Raw genomic sequence first — 16,802 nt, 5'->3', positions numbered from 1 at the left:
ATCTCAGTCGATCCGCTTCTTGCGCAGCGTCCACTGGCTGTCGGTGCACAGCCGGCAATCCTTGCCCTTGAACCAGCGCGCGGCAGCGGCATCGTGGCGGAGTTGCCATGCCAGCCACGCAACATCGACCTGCGTGACGCGGCCGCCGTTGTCGTCGTGGAAAGTGCCGCCATGCCCGACGTTCAGACTGGCGAGCGCGACCGGTACGGTGTCGATCTTGTCGAAGTCGTCGTTGCCGTTCGGCCAGGCGATGTCGGTCGGCCCGCCCATGATGTAGAGCACCGGCGTGTGCAGTTTCTTCAGTTCCGATTTGGCGATGGTGATGCCGCGGATCGGGTTGGTATTGTCCTTGAAGATGCCGCTGTTGTGGATGATGACCGCGCGGATGCGGGGATCGGCGGCAACCTGAAGCGCCTGCAATCCGCCGCAGCTATGCCCGGACACGGCGAGCAGTTTCGGATCGATCCGCTGATAGAGCGGGCTGCCCTTGCGCGCGTTTTCGGCGAGCGCCCAGTCGAGACCGGCGGAAACCTCAACCGACGTGGTCTTCACGCCAAGCGGGCCGGGCGGCGGGGGCGTATCGACATGCGGCGGCGCGCCGGGGCCGGACAAGACGGTGCCGGGTGCGATCACGAGATACCCGTGCGAGGCGATCTCCGCGAGGTGCAACCGTGCGCTGGCGCCATCGTCGCTGCACCCGCCGTTGCCCCACACCAGCACGCCGAGTTTCTGCGCGCCCATCGCGGCGGGATCGGCGGGGCGGTACAGCACATGATCGGGCAGGCCGGGATCAGTCAGCTTCACGGCCGGGTACGGGCCGGTGCCGTGCGTATCGGGTTTGGCATCATAGGTGGCCTGCGCCGCACGCATCGCGTCCGGTGCGGGTGCGGCCTGCCCCCAGGCCACGCCGCCGGCAGCGAGTGTCAAAGCGGCGGCGGTCAACGTCGCGATCTTCATGCGTCCTCTCCTTTAATTATGAGTCGGTATCGCTGATCGTGATACCGCTATGTACCATAGCAATAGCTTTTTGAACGCGATAGCGATACGCGCATCGGATGAAAGAAGACCAGATCGAGACCGGGTTTCGCGATGTGATCGCCGATCGGCTCGGCTATGTGCTGCGCCGTGCGTCGGGTGTGATGATGAGTGCGCTTGGCGCTGCGCTGGCGGCGATTCCGCTCCGTCCGGTCGAGGCGACGATCCTGATCCTCATCGGCGAGAATACGGGCTGCACGCAAAGTGAGATCGGTCGCGTGCTGGCGATCAAGCGGGCCAACATGGTGCCGCTGATCGCCGACCTGCTTGCCAAGGGGCTGATCGAGAAACGCCCGGTCGATGGGCGCTCGCAAGCCTTGTCGTTGACGCCGCAGGGTCTGGTCCAACGCGATGCCGCGGAGGCGATCATTCACGCGCACGAGCGTCGCTTCGAGGCGCTGTTCCCACCCAGCAAGGTCGCCGCGCTGCGCAGTGCGCTGGTGCGGATCGCGGCGGAGGGAGACGAGGAGGGCTGACGATCCGCCTTATTGATGCGCCGCCGCGTGGTGCGGCTCCAGCAAGCCGCTGTCGGCGAGCCAATCATTCAGGCGGTCGGGCCAGTGCAGGATCGAGATTCGATTGGATTCGTCCAGATTGAAGGCGTGGGTGCTGTCCCCGTACATGTGCAATTCCGCCGGCGTGCCCGCCTTGCGAAGCTGTTCGTACAGCGCGACCGCCGGAGCGGCGCAGCATGGATCGAGGCTGCCGGCGGTGATGAACGCGGGTGGTGCGCCGGCCGCGTTCTTGGCCGGAATGCCGAGCGGGCCGGGGAACACCAGCACCTGGAAATCGGGCCGCGCCGACAGCGCATCGATGGCGTCGGTCTTTGGCCGACCGGCGGGTTCGGGATTGTCGGCGATCAGCGAGACAAGCTCGCCGCCGGCCGAGAACCCCATCACCCCGACCCGCGCGGGATCGATCCCGTAGTCGGCGGCATGGGCACGCACCCAGCGCACGGCACGGCGGGCATCGTCGGCAGCATCGCCCTCGATCGTGTAGGGCGAGCCGGGTTCGCGGGCGAGCCGGTACTTCAGTACGAACGCCGAAATGCCCATGCGGTTGAGCGCGACCGCGGCTTTGGTGCCCTCGTTCGTCCAGACCAGCAGCTTGTGGCCGCCGCCGGGGAAGATCACGATCGCGGTGCCGGTATTGTGCGCCGGCAGCGCCGGAAATGCGAGCAGCGACGGATTGCGGATGTTGCGCACCCAGTAATCACGGCCTATTTCCGGCGTGACCGGGCGAGTGTCGTGACCCGGCGGTCCCTTCGCCCACAGCGGTATCGAAACCGGCGCGGGTTGGACAACCGGCGCCGGGTCTTGTGGTGCGGGCGCATTCGCGATCAGCGCGGTACAGGCGAACAGGGCGAGCAAGGTCAGGCGCACAGGCTTCTCCTAAGGACGACCGTCTTTCGGGCCGTTACCGCTATCATATACGTTAGGAGGCAAGAGGATAGCCGGTTTCGCAGACAATCTCCGGGCTTCCCCAGACGCACTGATCCGCTATGGTTGCGGTATCATGAAAGCCGCCCGGCAGACCGGGGGCGTCCGAGGGGATGAACAATGGCCAAAGTCCGCCCGATCCTGACCGCAGCAATCGCGCTGATCGCCGTTGATCCCGCAGCGGCGGCGCAACTTGCCGCCTCCGCGCCGCCGCCGGGTACGGCCGACAGCGGCTACCGCGAGCAGGGGCCGGGCCAGATCGCGCGTTTCCCCGGCAACGGCACCGGCGCGTTCCAGACCCGCCGCTATCGCGACCTGTTCGCCGAACAACTCGGCACCCGGCCCGGGGAAGCCGAAGCCAAGGTCGAGGCGGCGTTCCAGCAGTTCTTCCACGGCGATGGGCAGGAGGAGCGTGTCTATTTCGAAACCGGCGCGAACGCGAACGGCCCGCTCGCCTACATCACCGACTGGGCGAACAACGACGCGCGAACCGAGGGCATGAGCTACGGCATGATGATTGCCGTGCAGCTCGGCCATAAACGCGAGTTCGACGCGCTGTGGAACTGGTCGAAGACGTACATGCTCATCACCGATCCGAAGAACCCGTCGGTCGGCTATTTCGCCTGGTCGATGGCGACGGACGGCTCGCCACGTTCGACTGGTGCTGCGCCCGATGGCGAGGAATATTACGCGATGGCGCTGCTGTTCGCGGCGCGGCGCTGGCCGGGCGGACACGGTATCTACGATTATCAGGCGCAGGCCGACACGATCCTGCGCGGGATGCGGCATCATCCGGTGCTGACGGGTACGTCGCCCTTCCGCATCCACCCCGGCGATGCGCCGTTCGTCGAACCCGATGCGCCGTGGCCGAGCCTCAACAACCGCGCCGGCGCCGCCGACGCCGCGAAGGCCGGCACGCCGTGGCCGCCTTATCACCCCAGTCATCGCCCGCGCACCGTCACCGTCGGGCCGATGGTGGACGAGCCCCACGCGATGGTGCGCTTCGTCGCGGAGACCAACGTCGATGGTACCGACGCCTCCTATCACCTGCCGGCCTTCTACGAATTGTGGGCGCGCTGGGGGCCGGTGGAGGATCGTGCCTTCTGGGCGCGCGCGGCGGATGCCAGTCGCAACCTGTTCTCGGTAGTGACCGGGCCGAGGACCGGGCTTGCTCCCGATCGCAGCCATTTCGACGGATCGACCATGCTGACGCGCGACGGCAAGCCGGACCCGTTCGGCTATGACAGTTGGCGAACTGTCGGCAACTGGTCGGTCGATTACGCCTGGTGGGGAAAGGATGCCCGCGAACGCATCCTGAGCGACCGCGTACAGGCGTTCCTGGTCGGGCAGGGGCTCGACCGCTTCGCCGATCGCTACACGCTGGATGGCGAGCCGCTGTCGACGCGGCATTCGCCGGGTATGCTGGCAGCGGCTGCCGTTGGCGGTTTCGCAGCGACGCCGGGGGCGAACTCGAAGGCGTTCCTGCGCGCTTTGTGGGACATGAAGCTGCCGACCGGTGAGCAGCGCTACTTCGACGGGATGCTGTACTTGATGAGCATGCTCCATTGCAGCGGCCAGTTTCGGATCATCGACCGGCCTGCACCGTAACGCACCGTCCGCCTCTCCCGCGTGCGGCCTTTTCTGCCTGGCGCGCTTCAGGGGGTAGCAGCCACCGCCGTTTTTGTTCAGGGAGAGCGGCTATCGCCGCCGGTTCACCCGCGGTCAGGGAGGCTCATCGATGAGGCGTTGGCAATGGGCACTTCAGCTGCTGACCCGGCGGATGTGGTTCCGCGCGGGCCTGTTCTGCGTCTTCGCGGTCGCGCTCGCGCTCGCCAGCGCGTTTGCCGGGCATCTGATCTCTTATGACCTCGCGGCGAAGATCGGCTCTAAATCCGTCGATTCAATCCTCAACCTGCTCGCCTCCAGCATGCTCGCGGTGACGACCTTTTCGCTCACCGCGATGGTGCAGGCGTATTCGGGCGCGACCAGTACCATCACGCCGCGCGCGGTGCAGTTGCTCGTCGATGACAGCACGTCGCAGAACGCATTGGCGACATTCCTGGGCAGTTTCCTGTTTGCTATCGTCGGCATCATCGCACTGTCGACCGGGATCTACGGTGAAACCGGGCGCGTGATCCTGTTCGGCGGCACGATCCTCGTTATCGGCCTGATCGTCATCACCTTTTTGCGCTGGATCGAGCATGTCACCCGCTTCGGCCGGATGGCCGACACGATCGCGCGTGTCGAGAAGGCGGCGGCGCAGTCCGTGCGCGGTATGACGCAGCGGTTGAGTTTCGCCGCGTTCGACACCGCCCGGCCAGACGATGCGGTGTTGGTCCACCACACGGAAATCGGGCGCATCACCCATGTCGACCTCGCCGAGCTTTCCGATGTCGCCGACGCGGCAGGGGCGAGCCTCCATGTGCTGAGCCTGCCGGGGATGCTCGCCGATCCCGCGCATCCGCTCGTGTGGACAAAGGCGTCGCTGGACGATCAACAGGTGGGGCAGGTGCGGGAGGCGTTCACGATCCAGCATGACCGTGCGTTCGACCATGATCCACGCTTCGCGCTTGTCGTCCTGGGGGAGATCGCATCGCGCGCATTGTCGCCGGCGGTGAACGATCCCGGCACCGCGATCGCGGTGATCGAGGCGGGCACACGCGTTCTGGCCACCATGTTACGACACGAACCGAAAGAGAAGACCGCCGACACGGCGGGCGTGATCGTGCCGCGCATCGCCTTTCCTGATCTAATCGAGGACCTGTTCCGGCCGATCGCGCGCGATGGCGCCGCGCTGATCGAGGTCGGCATTCGGCTTCAGAAAGCGCTCGCCACGCTCAGAGCGATCGAGCCGCAATCCACCGCCCGGTGCCGGACAGAGGCGCAGGATGCGTTGTCGCGCGCCTGCGCCGCGTTCACCAGTAGCGCGGACGCGGATGCCCTGACGCGGCTGCATGAGCAGCTATGGCGGCAGGGGACGTAACGCTGCGTTAGCGCGCCGCCATCTCGAACGGCCCGGCCGGCAGTGCCGCATCATCGACGAGGTTGACGACCGGGAAGTCCGCCCAGGCGTAGCGCACACGCGTCACGGGTTTGCCGTCGCCCGCCAGCGTCACGCGCGCGCCGTTCGCGATGGCGGCCGCATAGCGGCATGTGCCCACCGCGTCGCCGCAGAGTTCGAATCCTGTCGCCTGCGTGGCGCTGCGGGTGTGGAGCGAGCCGGTCACGCCCGTGAACGTCACGGTCGCGCCCCCGGCGGCATCGCGCGTGACGCTCACCGCCTGCGGGCCGGAAGGCGGCGGCGTCGCCCCATAGGCGATGCTAGCCATCGCACGGGCAAGGCGGCGGCCGATCTCGTGCTTCTCACCGGGATGGATGTCGAGCGGATCGCCAAGGTCGATCGCCATGGCGAGCGCGGCATGGCCGTCGCCCTCCGCGACCCGCCGCTGATCGTCGCGGACGCGCGCCCAGCCGCTTTCGCCGGGTGCGATGGCGGGCTTGCCGAATCCGGCCAGCGACACGATCGCAAACGGCAGGTCGGGCGCGGCGAACTGGCGGCGCCACTCCGCCATCATCGCCTTCAGCCGCGTGTCGTAGCCGGGGATGTCGGTATCGGACTCGCCCTGATACCAGGCCACGCCCGCCAACCCGATGCTGCCAAGTGGCGCGATCATCGCGTTGTAGATCGTGCCTGCGCCGGTGATGTCATCCCACGGCACGCGCGGGGAGGTGCCACTGGCCTTCTTGGCGATCGCATAGCGCCAGCCGTCGCCGATCGGTACGCTGCTGCCGTCGCCGAAGCCGAGCTTCATCACCTCGGCCGGGCCGGGCAGGCCGCCGGTGGCGTAGGCATTCTCGATGTTGATGGTGATGACGTTGCGGCCCGCCACCAGCGTTCCCGCCGGCACGGTATAGACCCGCGCGTCCCAGCCGCCACGCCCGCCGACCGGCTTGCCGTTGATCCACACCCGGTCAGCATCGTCGGCCGGGCCGATCGCGATGGTGGCGACCTGTCGCGCCTGTTCGGGCGTGAGATCGACCGTCTTCTGATACCACAACATGCCGAGGTAGCTTTGCAGCGCGGGCACGCCCCAATTCTCGTAGAAATCGGTGCGCGGCACCGGCTTCCAGTCGAGCGTGGCATCCGGCTGCCATGGTTCGTGGCCGGGCGCATCGCCGCTTTGCGTGCGCCACCACGTTTCCCACGTCGCGTCGGCGGTCCGCATCGCAGCGGCGGGATCGCGCGCGTAGAGCTTGAGCAGGTCAGCCTGCGCGCCGCGCCCGGCGGCGCGCTGCGCATCATCGCCCATCCACGCCGAAATCGACGAGCCGCCCCAGCTCGAATGGATTGCGCCGATCGGCACCTTCGCCGTCCCGCGCAGTTCGCGAACCATGTAGAAACACGCCGCCGAGAAGCCGCCGATGTTCTGCGGCCCCGCCACCGCCCAGGCCGGCGCCTGCGCGAAATGGTCCTGCGCGACCGGTGCGGTCACCTTGGCGATGGTGACGAGGCGAAGCTGGTCATCGGCCGGGCCGTGGATCGCGCTGCCGGCGTCCTGCGCACGTTCGACCGGCAACTCCATGTTGCTCTGTCCCGAACACAGGAACACGTCCCCGACCAGCACGTCGTGCACCTGCGTCGTGCCGCTCGGCGCGATCAGCGACAGGTCGTATGGGCCGCCCGCCGATAGCGCGGGCAGGGTGGCGGTAAAGCTGCCGTCCCGCCCGGCGCGCGCCTGTGCGGAGCGGCCGGCGAGCACTACCGTCACTGTCTCGTCCGGTGTGGCGGTGCCGCGCACCACGATTGGCTTGCCGCGCTGGAGCACGGCATGATCGCCGATCAGCCCGGTCGGGGTTGGCGCGGCGAACGCCGGACCGGCGACGGCGAGCAGGCTTACGCCAGCGAGGATGGTGCGCAGCATCGATAGTCCCTTACAGCGGCAGTGGCGCGGACTGCGCCGCCTTGAACGTCGCGGAGCGTACCGGCACGTCCGTGCCCGGCTGGCCGCCGCCGATATGCACGCGGTATTGCCCGGCCATCACCATGCGCGTGCCATCCGTGCTCACCGCGCTGAGGTCGCGCGGGGACAGGGTGAACGTCACCTGCCGCTTCTCGCCAGGGGCCAGCGTGACGCGCTGGTACCCGCGCAGCGCGACCTTGGGCGCGCCGGGCACGTCGGGGAAGCTGAGGTACAATTGTACCACCTCGTCGCCGGCGCGCTTGCCGGTGTTGGTCACCTCGGTCGCGACGGCGAGGCCCTGTTCGGCACCGCCCGCAGCCGGCGTCAGCGCGAGCGGCGCATAGGCGAAGCTGGTGTAGCTGAGGCCATAGCCGAACGGATAGACCGGGGTGCCGGTGAAGTAGCGGTAGGTCCGCCCAGTCATGTCGTAATCCCCGAACGGCGGCAGATCGGCGAGGCTCTTGTAGAAGGTCAGCGGCAGGCGTCCGCCCGGATTGACGTTGCCCGACAGCACGTTGCCGACCGCGAGACCGCCGGCTTCACCCGGATACCATGCCTCCACGATCGCGGCGGCATTGTCCTTCGCCCACGACAGATTGATCGGGCTGCCGTTCATCGCCACCACCACCAGCGGCTTGCCGGTCGCCTTGGCGGCTTCGAGCATCGCCTGCTGGTCGGGCGGCAGATCGAGCGTGGTCTTGTCGCCACCTTCGAAGCCCGGCACCTTTACCGGCGTCTCCTCCGCCTCGAGATCGGAGGTGAGGCCGACCGCAGCCACCAGCACGTCGGCATCGGCGGCGGCGGCGCGCAGGTCCGCGTCGGGGTTGGCGGAAATACGCTTCCACACCAGGTTCGCACCGCCGCCGATATGCGCGTCGGTGGTGACGGTGATCGGGTAGCGTCGGCCCGCCTCCAGAGTCACGTCCTTGAAGGTGGCGAGACTGCCATACGAGCCCGCTGCTTCGACCAGCGGCTTGCCGTCGAACATCAGGCTGCCCGAGCCGTTCATGCCCAGCCGGTACGCGCCGCTTGCCGGCGGCACGAGGAACCCGGTCCACACCGTGCGATGGTGATCGGAAACTTTGGCGAGATCCAGGTTGCCGCCGGACACGTCCGCTTCGCGCCGCGTGACGATCGGCTTGGTCGAGAACCGCATCGCCTTGGTGACGTCGCGGAACGTGCCTGGTGCGAACTGCTTGGGCGGGGTCTGGACCGGATTGTAATAGCGCGCGAGCAGGCCGGGCTTGCCGTCCGGCGTGCGCAGTGCGCTGGTCGGTACACGGTCGCCGTCGGTGAAGGACTTGCCGAACGGCACCACCGTCACGGTTGCGCCGGGCATCGCCTGCTTCAGGCCATCGACGACCGAGATCGGCGGCGCGGACAGTTCGGACGAATAGTTGCCGCGCAGCACGCGCGTCGCGTCACCCAGCGGGCCGATCACCGCGATGCGCAGACCCTGCTTGAACGGCAACACGCCATTGTTCTTCAGCAGCACGAGGCTCTTCTCGGACGCGGCCAGCGCCAGCGCGCGATGTTCGGGCGTGTCGATCTGGCTGACCGGCACCGCGCCGGCGGTGCGCCCTGCCAGGCCGGGCAAGTCGCCGTTGCGGTAGCGCGCGGAGAACAGCCGGACCAGCGTCCGGTCGATGTCGCCTTCGGAAATCAGCCCGCGCTGCACCGCCTCCTTGTAACGATCCTCTAGCCCGGCGGTATCGTTCAGCGTCTGCGTGTGGCATTCGTTGTCGACGCCGGCCTTGACCGCCGCCGCCACCGCCGTAGCGCCGTCGGGCGCGTATTTGTGGCTGTCGCTGATGTCCTTCACCGCGTCGCAGTCCGACACGACATAGCCCTGGAACCCCCACGCGCCGCGCAGGTGATCCTTCAGCAACAGATCGCTCGCGCAGGCCGGCTGCCCGTCGACGCGGTTGTAGGCGCACATGATCGAATTCGCCTTCGCATCCACGATCGCGGCGCGGAAGGCGGGCATATAGGTGTCTTCCAGGTCGTGCGGAGAGACGAACACGTTGGCCTTGTGCCGCGTCGATTCCGGACCACTGTGCACCGCGAAATGCTTTGGCGTGGCAATGACGTTGGGTAGATCGGCGTTCGGCCCCTGCATGCCGGTGATGAACGCGACACCCATGTGCGCGGTCAGGAACGGGTCCTCGCCATAGGTTTCCTGGCCACGTCCCCAGCGCGGATCGCGAAAAATGTTGATGTTGGGCGACCAGGTGTCGAGCCCGGTGCCGATCCGCCCGGTGCGGCCGGTCTGCGTGCGCAGCGTATGGAGCGCGCGCACCTCCGTGCTGATCGTGCCGGCGACATCATGCACCAGCGGCGCGTCGAAGGTGGCGGCAAGCCCGATCGGTTCGGGGAAGTTGGTGGTTGGCAGCGTGCCGATCGCGCCGTGCAGCGATTCCGTCCACCAGTTGTAAGCCGGCACGCCCAGCCGGGGGATCGCCGGTGCGACGTTCAGCAACTGATCGTATTTCTCCGCCAGCGTCATGCGCGCGACCATCGCGGTCGCCATCCGGTCGGCTTCGGCGCGTACGGCGGAGACTTGCGGCGCGGGTGCGCTCGTTGGCCCGGTCTGGGCCTGCGCGGCCACGGTGGTGAGGCTTGCACCGATCAGCAGGAGTGTCTTCGCAAAAGCCATGAAGTACCTCATTCGCACTGGGGAGAAGATCAGATCGCAGGCATACCGTGTTCGACGATCCGGCGGATCAGGTCGCGGTGGCGGGGCAGGCCGGCACGCATGCGCTGCGTCTGCACCGCCGCCTCGCGCCGGGTCTGCTCGGCCACGCGCGCCTCTCCGGCGAGTGCGGCGTGCGACACCTCGGTCCCGAACTGCATGCCGTAGAGGACATATTGGTAGCTCGCCGCCGGGAACACCTCGTCGATGCGGTCGAACTCGTCATGGAACCAAGGCGGTTGGTATTTCCAAAGCGTCATCAGGTCGCGCAGCCGATCGGGGATCGTGTCGGCGCGCACGTTGTCACGCCAGAAGTCGCTGTCGGTGCGCTTGGTCAGCACATAATGCAGCTTGAGGAAATCGATGATCCGGCCCCACCGGTAATGCGTGGTGGTGTTGAAGCGGGCGGCGATGATGTCCATCACCTCGCGGCACACCGGCATCTGTTCCGCGATCAGCTTTGCCGACAGCTCGATCAGCACGATCGCGGAGGCTTCGAGCGGTTCGAGGAACCCGGCCGCCAACCCGACCGCGACGACATTGTTCTTCCAGAACGTCTCGCGGTGGCCGCCACGGATCTTGATCTTGCGCATGTCGGCCTTCTCACCGACTGGGCCGAGATAGGCGCGCAGTTCGCGCTCGGCGTCCTCGTCGGAGATGTGGCTGCTCGAATAGACATGCCCGGTGCCGCGCCGGTGGGGCAGGCCGATATCCCAGATCCACCCCGCCGTCTGCGCGGTGGAGATGGTGTGCGATGCGATCGGCGCATCCTCGCTTTCATACGGCACCTGTATGGCAAGCGCGGTGTCGCAGAACAGCACGTCGGCGCAGCTCTTGAACGGCACGCCCAGCGTCTTGCCGATCAGCAGCGCGGAAAAGCCGGTGCAATCGATGAACAGGTCGCCGGTGATCTCTCCCGCCTGTTCGGTGACAACGCCCGTGACATCGCCGTTCTCCGCCTGGTTGACGTGGCCGACATCGGCCAGGATGTGGCGCACGCCGAGCTTTTCGGTGCAATGCCGTTGCAGGAAGCCGGCGAACTTGCCCGCGTCGAGATGATAGGCGTAGTTGGCGACCGCGTCATATTCGGGCGTGGCGATCGTTTTCGGCGCGAGGCCGTCGTCGCACAGCAGCCCTTGCGGGGTCACCGCGTCACAGAAACTCTGATGATGATGGTCGGCGAGCCAGTGCGCCGCCATGTTCACCCGTTGGAAACCCTGCGGGAGCATCAGCGGATGATAATAGCCTTCGTTTGCCTCGCCCGTGGTCCATTTCGCAAAGCGCGCGCCTTGTTTGAACGTGGCGTTGCATTCACGGAAGAAGTCGGTTTCGGACACGCCGATCTTGGCGAGCGTGGTGCGCAGCGTCGGCCATGTGCCTTCGCCGACACCGATGATCGGCACGTTGGGAGATTCCACCAGCGTCACGGTGAAGTCCGCCGGCATCCGGCCCTGATGACGCGCGGCGATGATCCCGGCCGCGAGCCAGCCCGACGTACCGCCGCCGACGATCACGATGTTTTCGATCTTTTGCATGGGCCCCGTTACCAAAAAAACGGGGGCGCCGGATAGGCACCCCCGAGGTTGAGGAACGGTTAGAAGCGGAAGTGTCCGCCGAAGGTGAAGCGCCGGCCGTAATCGAACACGTCGAGCAGCTGGTTGGCGAACCGGCCATGCGTGCTCTGCTGCGCGTTGTTGACGTTGGTAACCTCGCCGAAGATGCTGAAGTGCGGCGTGATGTCGTAGCTGGTGCTGAGATCGATCTGCGTTGCCGCGTTCACGAAGGTTGGCTCGGCACCGAACTGGCCGGTGTTCTGGTTCTGACCGAACTGTAGCAGGTACTCGTCACGCCAGTTGACCGCGGCGCGGAACTGGAAGCCGTTCTTGTCGTAGAAACCGACGAAGTTCGCCGAGTTCGCCAAGCCGGTAACCGCAAAGCCGGTCTGCGAGATGTCGGCTGGGTTATACGGCTTGTTCGTGCCGACGAAGGTGGCGTTGGCGTTGAAGCCGAAGCCGGAGTCGCCGAACACCTGCTGCCATGCCACCTCCACGCCGCGAACCGTCGCATCCGGGCCGTTGACGCGGGCGGTTACCGCGAAGTTCGCGAGCTGCCCGGTCGTCGGATCGATAACGCCGTTAATCGCCTGCCTGGTCACGCCGCCAACGATGAAGTTGCTGACGTTCTTCAGGAAGAAGTCGACCGAGAAGTACGAGTTGCGCTGATAATACCATTCCGCCGCCGCGTCGAAGTTATCCGACAGATATGGCTTCAGATTGGGGTTGCCGCCGCTCGCCGTCAGCGCGCCGACCCGCTGGCCGCTGCCGACGCTGAGCACCGGCGTCAGGAAGCCGAGGTTCGGACGGGTCAGCGTCCGTGAGGCGTCGATACGCAGGATCAGCTTGTCCGTGACGCTGAGCTTGGCATCAAGACTTGGCAACAAGTACGAATAATTGTTGCGGGTCGTGATGTTCTGCACCGGCGTGTAGCCCGAAGGGTTCGGGATCGACAGCAACGTCGGGTCGGTCGGACTGCGATTGATGACCAGCGGCAACTGACCCTGACCGGACGAGGTCAGGTGCGTGTTCTCGTTGCGGACACCCGCGTTCAGGCTGAACGGCATGCCGGCTACGTCGGTATGGAACGACGCGTTGAAGAACAGCGACCAGGTTTCCTCCTGGATCCGCTGAATGCTGGCCGGATCGATCTTCTGATCGAACGTGCCGGTGAAGCCCGGCACCTGCGAGTAGTTGAAGCCCGGGACATTCTGCGTCTGTGGATTGCCGAGGCCGGTCAGGAAGTTCTGATAGGCGATCGGGCTATACTTGAGGATCGAGGGCGGCAGCGATCCCTTGAAGCCGGGAATGAAGCCGTTGGTGTTGATCGAGCCTTGGAACAGGCTTGCCGGTAGCGGATTGATGCCGCCGCCGCCCTGGCCCGACGGCGCGCCGTAACCGGAGTAAGCCTGCCAGTAGTTGTTCGTGAAGGTGCTCTCGTTGAGAAGGTTGTACGTGTCCTCGACGTACTGGCCGCCGATCTTCAGCGTCAGGTCGTCCTGTTTCCAGGTCGCGGTGAGGCGACCCTGCTTGAGCCGATCGATGTTGCGCTGAGTCTGGTTGACGGTGACGTGCGAGCCGATCAACGACTGATTGGCATAATCGGATTGGTTGCCGGCCGGGCCGTAGGTGGTCAACGACGGGAACGCGCTGTTGCTGTTGCCGTTGATCGTCAGGCCGGTAGTGTTGCCAAGATTGCCGCCATAGCCGATGTCGCCGTTCTGCGACCCGATGTTGCCGTCCGGGTTGAGCCAGCTCTGTGCATAGCTGACATCCGCATTGACGTTGAGATGCTCGTTGACATCCCACTTCAGGTTGCCGCCGATCTGGTTGGTCTGCAACACCGACTTGTTGATGGCAGAACCGAAGTCGGTCGGGGTGCCCGCCTGGATGAAGCTGGTCGCCTGTCCGTTCTTGTCGAGCGTGACGTTGCGCAGCGAACCCTGGCTGAACCACATCCCGACGCCGTACGCATCGGTGGTGACCGTCTGGCGCGAGAAGTTGTCGTCGACCGTCAGCATCACGTTTTCAGCCGGATGCCACTGCAGCGCGATCCGCGCATCGACGCGTTCGTCCTTGGTGTAATCCTGCTCGTACGTATACTGCTGCGGGAAGAAGCCGACGATCGTCTGTTTCTGCGCTGCGGGCGAATTCACATGCGCGGCGTCGTTGGGAACGGGGGCACAATCGCCCGTGCTGCCGGCAAGCTGGCACGGCGCGTAGTAGCCGCCCGGCCAGCCGTTCACGCCGACGCGGTTGCTGGTGGTGTCATGCCGCGTGTAGATCACGTCAGCCAGAACACCGAGCGTGTCGTTGGCAAAGGTGTCGCTCAGCAGCAGGCCGCCGGTCGGCACGACCTTGCCGGAGCGATCCTGCACCGAACCCGAGGCGCTGCCCGCAATGCGGAAACCGGGGTGATCGAACGGTTTCGGGAACGAGATATCGACGGTCGCACCGATCGAGTTCGACGATACCGACACGTCCGGCGTCTTGTAGACACTGAGCTGACCGACGAAATCGGAGCCTACGGTCGAGAAATCGATCTGGCGTCCGCCGGTCGCGGTCGAGATGCGACGGCCGTCGTACAGCGTCGTGTTGAAATCGCCGCCGAAGCCGCGAACGGTGATGCCGGTCGGCTCGCCGCGCGCACCACTGCGCTGAATTGATACGCCCGGCAGACGCTGAAGCGACGCTGCGACGTTCGAGTCCGGGAACTTGCCGATATCTTCAGACGAGATCGCGTCGACGACGCCTTCCGAGGTGCGCTTGATGTCGAGGTTGCGCTGGAGCGAACCGCGCAAACCGGTGACGACGATGTCCTGCTGGGTCTGTTCAACCGGGTTCGCTGCAGTCTGAGTCGGTTCGCTGCCGACTGCTGCCTGTGGCGCGGTGGCGGGATCCTGTACCGGCGTCGCTTGCGGTGCCGTGTCCTGCGCGAATGCGGCAGCAGGATCCATGAACGCGAGCGCGATCAGGCTCGATGCACCGGCCAGTCCGAGCCGCAATTTGCCCCGCGAACGCGTAGGCGCAAAGATCTTTGATGTTTTCATCGTCCCCTCCAGTGCAAAGCCGTTAAATCGGCATGTTTTTAGCCCGGCATTTTGCCGGATGTTACCGCACCACCGGCGAAACCGCAGCGTTTCAGCAGCAGCAGCGACAGCGGGGCAAGTTCCGTTGTTGGAAGGGTGGTACCGCTACCAAAAATCTTTTGCAAGTCCCTTCCGTGTGCTTGGCGATCCAGTCTGCACCCGCTAAACCGTGGGAGACGCGCGGTGCGGCTGTATCCTAGCGATATGTCGTAGAACATATCCGGCGCAATCAAGGGGATGGGTGGCGATGCCGACGTGGGAAGTTCTCGACAGCCAGAATCATGCAGCCCTCCGAATTGGGTTGCCGCGGACGCAGGAACGGCTGTTCGTGCAGATCGTCGCGGCGGAGTTCGAGGCGGCGGCGGCACGCTTTCCGATTCTGTTTTCGAAAAAAGCCGATACCGGCGATTTCTATGCGGGAGCGATGCTCGGGCTGCAACCTGGCAAGCCGCTGTTCGCCGATTCGCGGGAGGAAGAGGATGCCGGTCGCCTTTTCGATGTGACGCGGGAGGGCTTTTATGTCGCCGACGAATCGATCGTGATCGACCGTGAGCATCCCCGCTTCGGCGCCGCGGGCGGGGAGGCGCTGTTCGATGCGGAGGGTCAGCCGGAGGACGCACTGCGCCGGGTCCAGCGTGCGCTCGCACACCTCAGCACCGGGCTCGAACCGACCGACCGGTTCATACAACGTTGCCTCGCACTCAAGCTGATCGAGCCGATCGACTTGTCTTTCCGCTTTGACGACGGCGAGCGTCTTACGCTCGATGGGCTGTACACCATCAGCCGCGACGGTGTGTCCGCGCTCGACGATGCGACGGCACTTGATCTGTTCCGCCAAGGGTATCTTCAATTGGCCTATACGATCATCGGTTCGATCCAGCATGTCGGGCGATTGGCGCGGCTGCACAACGATCGGTTGGCCACGATCGCGTGATCGAGCACATCGGCCCGGTCCTGTCAGAGACGTTCGCGGCGATTACCGAGGCCTGCGCGCCGGTAGTGCTGCGCGGTTTCGGATCCGATTGGCCGGTCGTGCGGGCCGCCGCCCAGTCGCGATCGGCGCTGCTGGCGTATCTTGCCGGGTTCGACGCAGGCCACCCGGCCGAGGCGTTCGTCGGCGCCCCCGATATCGCCGGCCGCTATGACTATGCCGCGAATCTTGACGGGTTCAATTTCGCGCGGGAGACGATGCCGCTCGCTGGTGCTCTGGCGCGGATCGCGGCGGCGGCGGATGACGTTCAAGCGCCCTCGATCTATGTCGGCTCGCTGCCGGTCGAAAGGTACCTGCCCGGTTTCGCAGAGGAGCATGCGCTGTCGGTGTTGCCGGCCGGCGTCAACCCCCGAGCGTGGATCGGTACCGCCTCAACGATCGCCTGCCATTACGACACGTTCGACAACATCGCCTGCGTGGTTGCGGGGCAGCGGCGTTTCACGCTGTATCCGCCCCACGCGATCGGCGACCTGTATGTCGGACCGATCGACCTGACGATGGCGGGCCAGCCGACCAGCCTCGCTGCCGGTGCGCCGCTTGGCGACCCGCGTTACCCGCGGTACGCTGCCACGCATGCGCGCGCTGTGACGGTGGAACTCGAACCGGGCGACGCGCTGTACTTGCCCAAATTATGGTGGCACCGGGTTGATGCGACTGCACCGTTCAACATGCTGCTCAATTACTGGTGGGACAGCGCTTCGGTCGGACCCGACGCTCCGTATACGACGCTGCTGCTGGCGATGACCGCGATCGCCGGCCGCCCGGAGCGGGAGCGGGCCGCTTGGCGGGCGTATTTCGACCATTATGTGTTTCGGCCGGATGGTCATCCGCTCGCGCATTTGCCGGAGGAGCGGCACGGCGCGCTTGGCCGCAACCAGCTTGGCCGGATCCGCGCCGTGGTGATGAAGCTCTTGCGCGGCTGATCGCGCGCGGCGTACCTGCAACCGATGATGTGCCGGCGCGGTTGTTCAATGCCTTGGAACTACGCAGCCTCAGGCCGAAGTCGCTGTACTAATTCGCTGATCCTCATTGAGCGGTGCGC

Annotated in this window: 12 protein-coding genes; 5 read left to right on the top strand and 7 right to left on the bottom strand. The window is 65.8% G+C overall.

Annotation, left to right across the window (positions count from 1 at the left end; genetic code table 11):
- Positions 1-3 precede the first annotated feature (3 nt).
- Positions 4-957 (bottom strand): hypothetical protein, encoded by a 954-nt coding sequence (locus OXR00_RS06070; protein WP_267387216.1) that lies wholly within the window; start codon positions 955-957, stop codon positions 4-6.
- Positions 958-1,055: 98 nt separating this feature from the next.
- Here OXR00_RS06070 and OXR00_RS06065 point away from each other — a divergent pair, with 98 nt between their 5' ends.
- Positions 1,056-1,511 carry a MarR family transcriptional regulator gene (locus OXR00_RS06065; protein WP_267387215.1) on the top strand — a complete coding sequence of 152 codons (456 nt, stop codon included), beginning with the start codon at positions 1,056-1,058 and terminating at the stop codon, positions 1,509-1,511.
- A 9-nt stretch (positions 1,512-1,520) separates the two neighbouring features.
- Here the strand turns inward: OXR00_RS06065 and OXR00_RS06060 are convergent, their stop codons facing one another.
- Positions 1,521-2,417, bottom strand: coding sequence for an alpha/beta hydrolase (locus tag OXR00_RS06060; protein WP_267387214.1), 897 nt, complete (start codon positions 2,415-2,417; stop codon positions 1,521-1,523).
- Between the two features lie 177 nt (positions 2,418-2,594).
- Here OXR00_RS06060 and OXR00_RS06055 point away from each other — a divergent pair, with 177 nt between their 5' ends.
- Both OXR00_RS06055 and OXR00_RS06050 read left to right on the top strand, forming a co-directional pair.
- Complete coding sequence (locus tag OXR00_RS06055; protein WP_267387213.1) at positions 2,595-4,082, top strand: glycosyl hydrolase family 8; 1,488 nt, start codon at positions 2,595-2,597, stop codon at positions 4,080-4,082.
- Positions 4,083-4,212: 130 nt separating this feature from the next.
- Positions 4,213-5,457, top strand: coding sequence for a DUF2254 domain-containing protein (locus tag OXR00_RS06050; protein ID WP_267387212.1), 1,245 nt, complete (start codon positions 4,213-4,215; stop codon positions 5,455-5,457).
- A 7-nt stretch (positions 5,458-5,464) separates the two neighbouring features.
- Here the strand turns inward: OXR00_RS06050 and OXR00_RS06045 are convergent, their stop codons facing one another.
- Genes OXR00_RS06045 through OXR00_RS06025 form a run of 5 tightly spaced genes read right to left on the bottom strand, consistent with a single transcriptional unit; the run spans position 5,465 to position 14,894 of the window.
- Positions 5,465-7,396, bottom strand: coding sequence for a sialate O-acetylesterase (locus OXR00_RS06045; RefSeq protein ID WP_267387211.1), 1,932 nt, complete (start codon positions 7,394-7,396; stop codon positions 5,465-5,467).
- A 10-nt stretch (positions 7,397-7,406) separates the two neighbouring features.
- A complete protein-coding gene (locus OXR00_RS06040) occupies positions 7,407-10,091 on the bottom strand; it encodes a glycoside hydrolase family 3 C-terminal domain-containing protein (protein WP_267387210.1) in 2,685 nt (894 codons plus the stop codon).
- Positions 10,092-10,120: 29 nt separating this feature from the next.
- Positions 10,121-11,662 carry a tryptophan halogenase family protein gene (locus OXR00_RS06035; protein WP_267387209.1) on the bottom strand — a complete coding sequence of 514 codons (1,542 nt, stop codon included), beginning with the start codon at positions 11,660-11,662 and terminating at the stop codon, positions 10,121-10,123.
- A gap of 59 nt (positions 11,663-11,721) precedes the next feature.
- Positions 11,722-14,730 carry a TonB-dependent receptor gene (locus tag OXR00_RS06030; protein WP_242151389.1) on the bottom strand — a complete coding sequence of 1,003 codons (3,009 nt, stop codon included), beginning with the start codon at positions 14,728-14,730 and terminating at the stop codon, positions 11,722-11,724.
- 38 nt (positions 14,731-14,768) lie between these two features.
- The gene (locus OXR00_RS06025) at positions 14,769-14,894 is read right to left on the bottom strand and encodes a hypothetical protein (RefSeq protein ID WP_267387208.1); all 126 of its coding nucleotides are present in this window, start codon (positions 14,892-14,894) and stop codon (positions 14,769-14,771) included.
- A 122-nt stretch (positions 14,895-15,016) separates the two neighbouring features.
- On the opposite strand from OXR00_RS06025, the gene OXR00_RS06020 reads away from it, so the two are divergent.
- Both OXR00_RS06020 and OXR00_RS06015 read left to right on the top strand, forming a co-directional pair.
- Positions 15,017-15,703: a SapC family protein gene (locus tag OXR00_RS06020; RefSeq protein ID WP_267387207.1), complete on the top strand. Its 687-nt coding sequence runs from the start codon at positions 15,017-15,019 to the stop codon at positions 15,701-15,703.
- The gene (locus OXR00_RS06015) at positions 15,703-16,683 is read left to right on the top strand and encodes a cupin-like domain-containing protein (protein ID WP_267387893.1); all 981 of its coding nucleotides are present in this window, start codon (positions 15,703-15,705) and stop codon (positions 16,681-16,683) included. Before OXR00_RS06020 ends, OXR00_RS06015 begins: the two co-directional genes overlap by 1 nt.
- The last annotated feature ends 119 nt before the right edge of the window (positions 16,684-16,802 follow it).

This window comes from Sphingomonas sp. GC_Shp_3, assembly GCF_026540945.1.
Lineage (GTDB): Bacteria > Pseudomonadota > Alphaproteobacteria > Sphingomonadales > Sphingomonadaceae > Sphingomonas.
The sequence above is the reverse complement of the archived record's forward strand: the minus strand, read 5'-3'. Positions and strand labels throughout refer to the sequence as shown.